The 10,728-nt window shown below is 70.2% G+C and carries 9 protein-coding genes; 3 read left to right on the forward strand and 6 right to left on the reverse strand.

Annotated elements, in window-relative coordinates:
- The 5 genes from CCR87_RS09340 to CCR87_RS09360 all read right to left on the reverse strand — a co-directional run.
- On the reverse strand, positions 1 to 1,579 hold a 1,579-nt coding region (locus CCR87_RS09340), incomplete at its 3' end, for a methyl-accepting chemotaxis protein (RefSeq protein WP_201157259.1).
- Positions 1,580 to 1,583: 4 nt separating this feature from the next.
- Positions 1,584 to 1,883, reverse strand: a complete 300-nt coding sequence (locus CCR87_RS09345) for a hypothetical protein (RefSeq protein WP_201157260.1) — start codon at positions 1,881 to 1,883, stop codon at positions 1,584 to 1,586.
- 66 nt (positions 1,884 to 1,949) lie between these two features.
- A complete protein-coding gene (locus CCR87_RS09350; RefSeq protein ID WP_207186607.1) occupies positions 1,950 to 2,750 on the reverse strand; it encodes a M55 family metallopeptidase in 801 nt (266 codons plus the stop codon).
- A gap of 58 nt (positions 2,751 to 2,808) precedes the next feature.
- Positions 2,809 to 3,753 carry a ParB/RepB/Spo0J family partition protein gene (locus CCR87_RS09355; protein ID WP_201157261.1) on the reverse strand — a complete coding sequence of 315 codons (945 nt, stop codon included), beginning with the start codon at positions 3,751 to 3,753 and terminating at the stop codon, positions 2,809 to 2,811.
- The gene (locus tag CCR87_RS09360) at positions 3,750 to 4,961 is read right to left on the reverse strand and encodes an AAA family ATPase (protein ID WP_201157262.1); all 1,212 of its coding nucleotides are present in this window, start codon (positions 4,959 to 4,961) and stop codon (positions 3,750 to 3,752) included. The genes CCR87_RS09355 and CCR87_RS09360 overlap by 4 nt, the downstream gene beginning before the upstream one ends.
- 554 nt (positions 4,962 to 5,515) lie before the next feature.
- On the opposite strand from CCR87_RS09360, the gene CCR87_RS09365 reads away from it, so the two are divergent.
- A complete protein-coding gene (locus tag CCR87_RS09365) occupies positions 5,516 to 6,520 on the forward strand; it encodes a RepB family plasmid replication initiator protein (RefSeq protein WP_201157263.1) in 1,005 nt (334 codons plus the stop codon).
- 31 nt (positions 6,521 to 6,551) lie between these two features.
- Here CCR87_RS09365 and CCR87_RS09370 read toward each other — a convergent pair whose 3' ends face one another.
- On the reverse strand, positions 6,552 to 7,523 hold the full coding sequence (locus CCR87_RS09370; RefSeq protein ID WP_201157264.1) for a sodium-dependent bicarbonate transport family permease: 972 nt from the start codon (positions 7,521 to 7,523) through the stop codon (positions 6,552 to 6,554).
- A gap of 205 nt (positions 7,524 to 7,728) precedes the next feature.
- Between CCR87_RS09370 and CCR87_RS09375 the strand changes: the two genes are divergently transcribed.
- Both CCR87_RS09375 and CCR87_RS09380 read left to right on the forward strand, forming a co-directional pair.
- On the forward strand, positions 7,729 to 8,682 hold the full coding sequence (locus CCR87_RS09375) for a TAXI family TRAP transporter solute-binding subunit (protein WP_201157265.1): 954 nt from the start codon (positions 7,729 to 7,731) through the stop codon (positions 8,680 to 8,682).
- Positions 8,683 to 8,803: 121 nt separating this feature from the next.
- On the forward strand, positions 8,804 to 10,651 hold the full coding sequence (locus tag CCR87_RS09380) for a TRAP transporter permease (protein WP_201157266.1): 1,848 nt from the start codon (positions 8,804 to 8,806) through the stop codon (positions 10,649 to 10,651).
- The last annotated feature ends 77 nt before the right edge of the window (positions 10,652 to 10,728 follow it).

A 10,728-nucleotide genomic window follows, 5' to 3' on the forward strand; every position in this document is an offset into this window, starting at 1 on the left:
CGGGGTGCAACGGGATCGCCGGGGACGGCGCCGCGGCGGCATCGGTGGAAAACCGCGCCAGCGCCTCGGCCAGCCGCTCGGCCTCCTCGTTGAGGGCCTGCGCCGCCGCCGTCGCCTGCTCCAGCGCCGCCGCGTTCGCCTGCGTCACCTCGTCGAGCTGGTTGACCCCGCTGTTGATCTCCTGCAACCCCGCCGCCTGTTCGCGCGCCGAGACCGAGATGTCCGACACCAGCTCCGACACCTCCGCCACACGGCCCGCGATGCGCTCCAGCGCGGCCCCGGTGCGGCCCACCAGATCCACCCCCTCCTGCACCTGAAGGCCCGAAGTGGAGATCAGCTCCTTGATCTCCTGCGCAGACCCCGACGCGCGCTGCGCCAGCGCCCGCACCTCGGACGCCACCACCGCAAAGCCGCGCCCGGCCTCGCCCGCCCGCGCGGCCTCCACGCCTGCGTTCAGCGCCAGCAGGTTGGTCTGGAAGGCGATGTCGTCGATCACGCCGATGATCTGGGCCACCTGCGTCGAGGACGCCTCGATCTTGCCCATCGCGGCCACCGTCGCGGCCACCACCGCGCGGCTGTCGTCGGCCTCGCGCCGGACGGTGCCCACGGCGCCATCGGCCTCCGAGGCCTTGTCGGCGGCCGATTTCACCGACGCCGTCATCTGGTCCAGCGCCGCCGCCGACTGCTCCAGCGTGGCGGCCTGCGTCTCGGCCCGGTGCGACATCTCGCCCGAGCCCTGCGCCAGCTGCGCCGCCGTCTCGCGCACCGATGTCGCGCTGGATTGCGCCTGCGCGATCACAGCGCCGAGGTCACGGCCCAGTGCATTGAATTCATGTCGTATTTCGTCGTACTCCCCCATCGCCTGATCGATGCGCGTGGCCATGTCGCCGCGCGCCAGCCCCGACAGGCCCGCCCGCAGGGTGGCGACTACGGCGCGCTGTTCGGCCAGGCTGTGATCGCGCGCGGCAGCCTCGCGCGCGGTGCGGTCGCGGTCCTCTTCGGTGCGGGCGGCGACTTCGGCATCGCTCTGGCGGCGGCGCAGGACGGTCAGGTACAGCGCCCCGGTCTCGATCCCGACGATCACGGCGTGGATTGCCGTGCGTTGCAGGTTTTCCGCCATCGTGGCGGCGGGATAGACCAGCGCGGGCGCGGCCACCCCCAGCACCAGATGATGCGCGGCGATGGTGGCGGCGGCGAACAGGAACACCAGCGGATCGATCAGCACCACCAGCGTGGCCAGCACGGCAAAGAACAGCATGTGCGTGTCGATCTGCCAGGCATGCCCGGTCATCGCCGCGGTCAGCAGGATCGCCTGCCCCACCAGCGCCTGACTGACGGTGAGGCGCGCCAGCGCCCCCTCCAGCCGCGCGGCGAGCAGCGCAAGGACCGCAACCACGACCCCCGCCGCGCCAAAGGCCAGCGCCGCGTTGCCCGCGATCCACGCCCCCAGCGCCAGAACCGGAACCATGGCCCAGACCATGCCTTGCAGGATGCGCACGCCGCGGGCCTGTTCGGCCTGCACAGCGGGCGGTGCGTCGGGAATGTGCAGCGCGGCGCGCCACCCGGTCAGATGGGTCATCCCCTCACCCTCCGCACAACAGGGACACGGCACCGGCGGGCAGCACGGCCCAGGCACCGGCCGCGCGCAGCCGCGCGGCGAAATCCGGACCCGGCCCGGCGGCCACCACCGACAGCGCCGCGCGCGGCTGCGGCAGCATCACACCGCCCGCCCGCGCCACGACGCCATCGGCCGCCCGCCATGGCGGCACCACGACCAGCACCCCCGCGCCGTCCGGCGGCCCCGACTGTGCCGCGACACCCAACCCGAGCGCCGCGGCGATGATACCGGCCGGCATCACCCCGACCACGAGACTGCGACTCATACCGCCCCCCTTTGACTGCACGAAACCTGCACCCAAAAGGTTGCGATCCGGTATCCGCCCCCCCCCTCAGGTCACATAGCGCAGCGCCCGCAGCACATCGCCATAGGTGTCGGTCTCCAGGGTGATGGTGCGCGGGCCGCTGTGGCGGGCGCCGGGGTAATGGCGGTGGCGCGCGGCCAGCACCGGATCGCCATAGGTCACCTCCAGCCGCCAGTGGTCGGCCAGCGGCATCGGCGAGCCGGGGTTGCGCAACGCGCGGGCCATCCCGTCGCGGATCGCGGCGCGCGCGCCCGCCGGTGTCATCGACCGGGTGGAGGCGCCGAACCCCTGCTTGACCGCGCAACGGGTGACGCCGGGGGCGGTTTCGGCGATCTCGGCCATCAGGCCCGCGTCGCCGGAGACGAACGCCACCGGCACCCCCACCGTCGCCGCCGCCAGCGCATGGACCAGGAACTCGGACGCGGGCGCGCCGTTCAGGCGGATCTCGATCGCGGCCAGCGTCAGGGTGTGCGCCAGCGCGTTCGCCTCGGACCCGGCCGCGGCGTGGTAGCCGATCATCCCCACCGCGTCAAAGCTGCGGTCGAGGCCCTGGACCATGCAGAAGGGGTCCCCCTCCCAGCCGCGGATCACCTCGATGTCGGCGGGCAGGCGGTCGAGGATCAGGTTCCGGGCGCTGGAGTGCGCGTCCTTGACCACGATCTCGGTCGCGCCGGCGTTGCGGGCGCCCTCGATGGCGGCCAAGGCCTCGCCGGTCATGATCTCGCGGAACTCGGCGTAGTCGGGGTGGGGTTTGCGGGCCTCGTCCCAATGGGTGATGCCGGCGCAACCTTCGATATCGACAGAGAGGTAGACTTTCACGCGGGCCATCCGTTGTTGTCGAGGCCATTGGAATCGCTGTGGTTTCCGAAATTGCCAATTGGCAATTTCAGCCGTAGCGGTCGGTCAGGAACTGCGCCAGCGCCGCACGCACCGCCGCCTCGGACAGGGTGTCGTCGAACTCCAGCACCGTCTTGCGGCCCCGACGTTTCAGCTCCACCCCGGATTCGTGGGGGTTGCGGCGGTAGATCGTGCGCGCGGGCGTCGGGCGCGGACCTTCGGCGGCGGCCAGCAGGCGGGCCAGCACCTGCGGCGTCGCGACCCCCTGCCCCGTCAGCGCCGCGGCCTCGGCCATGACGCGCGCACGCGCGGCGTCGTCCGACAGCGCGGGACGCAGGCGGCGGGCGTGCAGCTCGCGCACCTCGCGCAAGGAGGGGAACGCCGCGACCACCTCCGCCGGCAGCTTCGCAAGGTTGAGGTAGCGCGACAGCCACGCCTCTGACACCTCCAGCCGGGTGGCCATCACCTTCTGCTTGCCGCCGTAATACAGCTCCAGCGCGCGGGCATAGTCGCGCGCGCGCTCATAGTCCGACAGATCCTCACGGTCGCGGTTCTCCAGATCCGCGAGGCGAAACGCCTCCTCGTCGGTCAGATCGCGCACCTCGATCAGATAGCGGAACTGGGGGTAGTTGTTCGCCCGCAGCCAGGACACGGCGTAGTGGCGGCGCGCGCCGCAGATCACCTCGTAGGCGGCCCCCTGCCCCGTCCGGCGCCGCACGATCGCGGGAAACTCCTGCCGGCCCTGCGCGCGGATGGAATCGATCAGGTCGCGGCAGGTCTCCTCGGACAGAAGATCATAGGCGCGGTTGTGCCCCTCCCACATCACGCAGTCCTCTGGCTCGACCCACAGCAGGGTCTTTTCCTCGCGGTTGCCCGTCTCCGACAGCGCGTTGGAGCGTTTGAGGAACCGCGCGCCGCCCGGTGCCACGCCCCCGTCCCGGTCATCGAGGCCCTTGAGGACATCGTCAAAGATCGCATCGTGGCGACGGGTCACAGCAGTCCCTCCTTGCGCAAGGATTTGTGGTGGCTGGGCCAGGTCTTGCGGGCCAGAAGTTCGACCTCGCGGCCCATGGCGTCAAGGTATGCGCGGCAGCGGCGGTGGGTTTCGGTGCGCGCCGCCGCCCCCGTCAGCTCATAGACGGTGGCGAGGTTGGTGGCCGCGTTGTCGATCTCGGCCGAGTCCTTCAGCACGGCCGCCAGCATGTCCTGTGGAAACACCGCGTCCATCATCCGCTTGATCGCCTGATGGGCGGATTTCTGGTCGTCCATCTTGGTCGCCAGGATCTTGACGAAGCTGTAGTCGCGCGCGCCGCCGTGGCGGGCCAGCTCCGACAGGGTGCTATCGAGCATCCGCAGGAAATGCGCGGTGGAGGCGAAGTCGATGTTGCTCGGCGGGGTCGGGATCAGCAGCGCGTTTGCCGCCCGCAGCACCGACAGCGACAGCATCCCCAGCGCGGGCGGCGGGTCGAGCAGCACCACGTCGAAGGCGTCCGCGATGGTCGCGACCCCCTCGCGCAGCCGGTCGAGCAGGAACACCGGCTCCCGCGCCATGCGGGCGGCGAATTCATACTCGGCGTCATAGAGGCCGAGGTTCGCCGGGATCAGCGCAATCCCCGGCCAACAGGTGGCGCGCAGGGCATAGCGGAGGGTGGCGGGCCCGCCGTGGCGAAAGAAGGGATAGAGGGTGTCTTCTTCTTCGTTCACGTCGATGTCGGGGTTGAAGCCGAAGACGGCGGTGGTGCTGGCCTGGCTGTCGCAGTCGATCACGCAGACGCGGTAGCCCTTGAGGGCGAAGTACTGCGCCAGATGGCAGGTGACGGTCGATTTTCCCACGCCGCCCTTGAAGTTCTGCACCGCCAGCACGAGCGGTGGATCGTCGGGGCCACGGTGCGGCGCGGTCCCGAACACGGCCCGCATGCGATTGATATCGCTCAGGGAATATCCCAGCCGTCGGCCTGTGGCGGGGTCTTTCTCGGGCTGTGGCAGGCGGCCGTCGGCTTCGGCCTCGCGGATGGATTTCTCGGTGCGGCCGACCATCTCGGCGGCGGTGCGGACGTTGAAGGTGACCTCCAGCCGCTTGCGGCCGCCGGGGGCAAAGACCCGCTCGCGCAGGCGCTCGATCACCAGGCCTGCGCGGCGGGACAGGGCCGACAGCTCCTCATGCGCGATGGGGGGCAGGGCGCTGGTGGGGGTGTCGGTCATCTGGGCCCTCGGGGTTCGGAGATCAGGGCGCATCCTGCATGGGATGCGAACCTTGCGCAAGGCGCGTGCAGGTTCGGATCGGCGCGATCGCGGCCCCGGGGTGCGGAGTTTCAGGGCTCTCTGCCCCCTTCCACCATCCCGATCGGTAAGGGTTCGAGTGCGGGTCCGATTTACCCCCAGACCCTTGAAAAAACCGCCTTGGTTCGGATTCTCTTAAGTTCTGTGTTCATGTGGGCCAAGCCTTTGGCGTGGCGCGGGAATTGGGCGGTGTCGCTTACGTTGTGGGACGGCTTTGCTTACCTCTCGGGTGGTGTGGGCTTACGAATCGGGCGGGGTGGGACTACGTTTCGGGTGGCCCGCTGCGCTTACATCCTGGGTTGGGTCCGGATCGGTCCTTGGGCGATTCGGAAAACGCGGCCCTGTCAAGGGGTTGCACGGGGGCACCGTACGGTGGGGGCACGGAACTCTTACCAATCGGGTGCAGTCTTGCGCGGGGCGGTCAGATCATACATTCTGACGCCTACGTTAGTAAGCGATCCGATGTAAGGGACGCCATGCGCACCATCGAGGCCCGACCCAACTCCGAGAGCCTGGTCAAGCCGGGGGAGCTTGTGGACCTGATCGAGGTCACGCCGCTGACCCTCAACGATCGGCGGATCTACAACCTGCTGCTGGAAAACGCGTGGGAGGCGATCGACAAGCCCGTCACCCATGTCATCGCGAAATCGGCGTTGCGGGGCTCGCACAACTCCAACGACCGGCTGGGCGACAGCCTGGAGCGGCTGATGGCGGCCATCGTCAAGGTCGCCGTGATGCGCGACGGCGAGGCGGCGGTGGAGCGCGTGCAGCTTCTGGGCGGCAACCTGGAGGGGCTGAAGGCCACCGGCGTCATCGAGTACGAGATCCCCGCCCGCCTGCGCCGCATCATCGGCGACAGCACCGTGTTCGCCCGCCTGCAGCGCGAGGTGATGTTCGCGCTGTCGTCGAAATACGCGCTGACGCTCTATGAGATGGTGCAGAAGCGCGGCAACCTGCGCTGGAAGGCATCCGAACGGATCGCGCTCGACAGTCTGCGCGGCATCCTGGGCGTGCCCAAGGGCAAGCTGACGTCGTGGTCGAACCTGCGGCTGCGGGCGATCGATCCGGCGGTGGCCGAGGTCTCGGCGCTGTCGGATTATGTGGTGGAGGTCGACCCGGTGAAGACGGGGCGCGCCGTGACCCATGTGGAGCTGCGCTGGTGGCGCAAGGACGGCGACGCGACGGCGGCGGCGGATCGGGCGTTGCAGTTCAGCCGCGTGGGCCGGCGCACGCGCGCCGATGCCGTGGTCGCGCCGCGGGGCAGGGCGCCCGCACCCCCGCGCCCGGGCTGGATGGACCGGCTGGGCACGCCCCTGCGCACCGAGACCTATGAGACCGCGCGGCTGCGTCATCCCGGCTTTGACATCTACCAGATCGAGAGCGAGTGGCGAAGCTGGGCCGCCGGCAAGCCCCCGCCGGACGATCCCGACCGGGCGTTCCTTGCGTTCTTTCGCAAGTTCGCCGAGGCCAATCCGATCTGAGCCCGCGGAAATTGCCAATTGGCAATTTCCATCACATCACCACCTGCGCCAGCGCCATCCACAGCGGAATCGTCAGCAGCGCCATCGGCGTCCCGAGGCTGGTGGAGGCGCCGAGATACGCCGCCGGGTTCGCCTGCGGGATCGCCGCCCGCAGCGTCGGCGGGCCGGAGATGTCGGACGACGACGCCGCCATCACCGCCAGCAGCACCACGCCCCCGGCGGAAAACCCGGTCGCCAGATGCGCGCCATATCCCAGCCCGAACCCCAGCGCCCCATGCACCAGCGGCGCCGTCAGGGCATAGGCGGCGTGGGCGTGCGCGCTGTGGCGCAGCTCTGCCAGGCGCGACCAGGCCTCCATCCCCATCACCAGCATCAGGATCGTCAGCAGGCCCCGGAACAGCGGCTCGTAGAATTCCGCATGCACCGCGTCGGGGCGCGCGACGATGCCCAGCACCAGCCCCAGACCCAGCGCCGACACCGCAGCCCCGCGCGCGCTGTCGGCCAGGATCGCGCCGATGCGGACAGTCCCGCCGCGCGCCATCTGCGCCAGCACGATCGCCGTCAGCAGCGCGGGGATGTCCATGAAGGGATAGAGCGCGGGGACCCAGGCCTCGTACGTCATGTCGTCGGCCTCCAGCATCACCATCGCGGCGGCGAGGGTGGAGGCCGACACCGCCCCGAACAGCCCCGCCGTGGCCATCCCGTCGGCCGGTGCGATCCCCGGCGCGCGCGCCAGCGTGACCCGCCCCAGCAGCACGATGGCGATGCCCAGCACCACGGCGATCAGCGCGGGCAGGGCGATCTCGGCCGGGTTGGCCTCGCGCAGGCTGATGCCCGCGCCGAGGCCGATCTTGAGCATCAGCAGCACCACGATGAAGCGGTACACCGGCTCGGGGATCTCCAGCCGGCTGCCGAGCGCGGCCAGCGCCATGCCCCCGAACAGAAACGCCAGCGTGGGCTTTTGCAGCTGCGCGGCAAAGGGGGCCAGAAGGTCGAGGACCATGGGGGACTCTCCGTCATCAGGGGTGCGCGCAGAAACCACGGATGGGGATGCGATAAAATTACATGTTTTGCGCGCAACCGTTCGATCTGGTGGAACGGTTGCCGGGGCCGCCCCGGTCACGGTGACCCGTTTACTTCGCCGCCCGCAACGAGCAGGATCCGCGCCGAAAACAACCGGGCCCCGAACCGGGGCGGGAGAGGGACAGATGACCAGACTTGCCATCCTGATGACCGGCGCCTGTGCGCTGGTGGCCGCGACCGGGGCCGCCGCGTCGGAACGCCTGACGCTGAAATCGGCGTCCTCGTCGTCCAGCTACTATGTGATGATGGTGCAGCTGGCGGAACTGCTGCGCGCGGGGGGCACCATCTCGCCCACGGTGGAGGAGAGCCAGGGCTCGGTCCAGAACGTCAAGGAGGCGGCTGTCCGGCCGGGCAATTTCCTGTTCACCTCGCCGCCCAGCCTGCTGGTGGCGGCGTCGCAGTCCACCGGCGCGTTCGAGGGCGACCCGGCGTTCGACGGCGCGCGCACGCTGTTCGTGATGCCCTATGTCACCATGCACATCGTGGTGCGGGCGGACGCGGGGATCGAGAGCCTGTCGGATCTGGCGGGGCGCACCTTCGTGCCCGGCGGCACCGGCACCTTCTGCGAGGGGCGCACCCGCGCGGTGTTCCAGGCGCTGGAGCTGGAGGAGGCGATCAACCTGGTGGATCTGGAGCTGTCGGCGGCCGCCAACGCGCTGCGCAACCGCCAGATCGACGGCTTCTCCACCTGCTCGTCGCACCCCACGCCGCAGCTGAGCGAGCTTGCGACCACGCTGGACATGGCCATCGTGCCGTTCACCGAAAGTGAGCAGGCCGCGATCATCGCGCTGGACGCGCAATCGGGGCCGATCACCATCGCCGCCGGGACCTATCCCGGGCTGGAGGCCGATGTGCCGTCGGTCGGCGTGCCGGTGGGCGCCTATGCCACCACCGCGATGTCGGACGACATGGCCTATGACATCACCCGCACCTTCTGGGAGAACCGCGAGGCGCTGGCGGGGGAACGCCCGTGGTGGGCCGGGGTCACGCCCGATCTGATCGAATACCTGTGGGCCGAGGTGCACCCCGGCGCCGCGCGGTATTACGAGGAGATCGGCGTGGCGGTGCCCGCCCGCTGAGATCCGGGCGCTGAGATCCGGGCGCTGACATCCGGGCGCTGACAGCCACCGACTGACAGCCGCGCGCTGATCCCCTCGGGCGGCGGTCCCGCACCGCCGCCCAACCCATGCGAGGCCCCCCATGACCCAGACCCCCACGCTCTTTGCCGAGGCGCGGGGCATCCCCGCGGATGCGCCGTTGGCCGGACCCCTGCGCGCGATCCGGCCCGCGCAATGGGCCGTCGGCGCGCTGGCGCTGGGGACGGTGGGGTTCCATCTGTATCTGGTGTGGTCGGGGCTGATCCCGGCACTGGTGGTCCGGCCCATCCATCTGATGCTGGCGCTGCCGTGGATCTTTCTTCTGTCCGCGCCCGCCAACGCGTGGGAGCGCTGGAGCGGGCCTGTGTTCCTGGCTCTGGGGCTGTGGGCGGCGGGCTACATCATGTGGAACCAGCCGACGCTGGTGCGCCAGTTCGGATCGCTGCGCGGCGAGGTCCAGATGGCCGTCGCGGTGACCCTGATCCTGGTGGTGCTGGAGGCCGCGCGCCGGGCGATCAAGTGGGTGCTGCCGATGGTGGCGGCGCTGGTGCTGGCCTATGGCTTCTTCGGCCAGCACATTCCGGGCGATTTCGGCCATGACGGGCTGCGGGCCGCGTTCTTTCTTGGCACGCTGACGATCACCGAAGGGGGGCTGTGGTCCAGCCTGACCGGCATCTCGGCCGAGGTGATCGCGCCGTTCATCATCCTGGGGGCGCTGATTTCGGCCGGGACCGCCGGGACCGGGTTCATGGCGCTGGCAACCCAGGTGGCGGGGCGCGCGCGGGCGGGGGCGGCCAAGGTCGCGGTGGTGGCGTCGGCGCTTTACGGCTCGATTTCCGGGGTGGCGGCGGCGAATACGGCCTCCACCGGGATGGTGACGATCCCGGCGATGATCCGGCTGGGCTATCCGCGCACGCTGGCGGCGGCGACCGAAGCCGTGGCCTCGACCGGCGGGCAGATCATGCCGCCCCTGATGGGGGCGGGGATCTTCGTGATGGCCGAGCTGCTGGCGCGCCCCTACACCGAGATCATGGTGGCGGCGTCGCTGCCGGCACTTCTGTTCTTTGCCACCGCCTGGGTGGCGATCCACCAGTATGCGATCCGGTACGGGCTGATGGGGTTGAGCCGCGAGGAGATGCCGGGCTGGATCTTCGTCGCGCGCACGGTGCCGTTCTTTGCGGTGCCGTTCGGGATCCTGATCTGGGTGCTGGCGGGGACGTCCTACACCGCGCCCTATGCCGCGTCGGCGGCGTCGGCGGTGATGGTGCTGCTGCTGGCGATCGACAGCACCGGCGCGCTGCGGATGCGCCGCTGGGCCGCGCGGATCTGGCAGGCCTCCGAGGATGCGGCGCGCCAGATCGCCTCGATTGCCGCGATCATCATCTGTGCGTCCCTGATCGTGGGGGTGTTCAACATGACCGGGCTGGGGATCAAGATCACCGCGCTGATCCTGTCGGCGTCGGGGGAAAACCTGTGGATCGCGCTGCTGCTGACGGGGCTGGCGGCGCTGGTGCTGGGGATGGAGCTGCCGACGACCGCGGCCTATGTCATCTGCGTGGCGGTGGCGGGGCCCGCGCTGGTGGCGCTGGGGTTGCCGGAGCTGTACGCGCATCTGTTCGTGTTCTGGTATGCGCTGTTGTGCACCATCACGCCGCCCGTGTGTGGCAACGTGTTCATCGCGGCGGGTATCGCCAAGGCGCCGTGGCTGGCGGTGGCGGGGCGGTCGATGTCGGTGGGGCTGGGGCTGTTCATCGTGCCGCTGGCGTTCGTGGCCAACCCGTCGCTTCTGCAACTGGCCGAGGCGCCGGTGTGGGCGGTGCTGGCGCTGCTCAAGATCCTCGCGGGGCTTTACCTGATCAGCCGGGCGGTGGTGGGCACGCTGCCCGGCGTGCCCGCGCGCATCGCCGCCGCGCTGGCGGGGCTGGCGGTGATCTTCGTGGCCGGGGTCTGACCCTCGCGCTGACGTGACCCGCGGGGGGGTTGGCGCGGGGGCGCGGGGCGCTTCATGTGGCGCGCAGATCGAAAGGC

The sequence above is a fragment of the Rhodobaculum claviforme genome (genome assembly GCF_016653255.1).
Lineage (GTDB): Bacteria > Pseudomonadota > Alphaproteobacteria > Rhodobacterales > Rhodobacteraceae > Rhodobaculum > Rhodobaculum claviforme.

What these genes read in the sequence shown, in the direction of transcription:
- CCR87_RS09345 (WP_201157260.1), bottom strand. Translation starts at nt 1,883, where the DNA reads ATGAGTCGCAGTCTCGTGGTCGGGGTGATGCCGGCCGGTATCATCGCC.
- CCR87_RS09350 (WP_207186607.1), bottom strand. Translation starts at nt 2,750, where the DNA reads ATGGCCCGCGTGAAAGTCTACCTCTCTGTCGATATCGAAGGTTGCGCC.
- CCR87_RS09360 (WP_201157262.1), bottom strand. Translation starts at nt 4,961, where the DNA reads ATGACCGACACCCCCACCAGCGCCCTGCCCCCCATCGCGCATGAGGAG.
- CCR87_RS09365 (WP_201157263.1), top strand. Translation starts at nt 5,516, where the DNA reads ATGCGCACCATCGAGGCCCGACCCAACTCCGAGAGCCTGGTCAAGCCG.
- CCR87_RS09370 (WP_201157264.1), bottom strand. Translation starts at nt 7,523, where the DNA reads ATGGTCCTCGACCTTCTGGCCCCCTTTGCCGCGCAGCTGCAAAAGCCC.
- CCR87_RS09375 (WP_201157265.1), top strand. Translation starts at nt 7,729, where the DNA reads ATGACCAGACTTGCCATCCTGATGACCGGCGCCTGTGCGCTGGTGGCC.
- CCR87_RS09380 (WP_201157266.1), top strand. Translation starts at nt 8,804, where the DNA reads ATGACCCAGACCCCCACGCTCTTTGCCGAGGCGCGGGGCATCCCCGCG.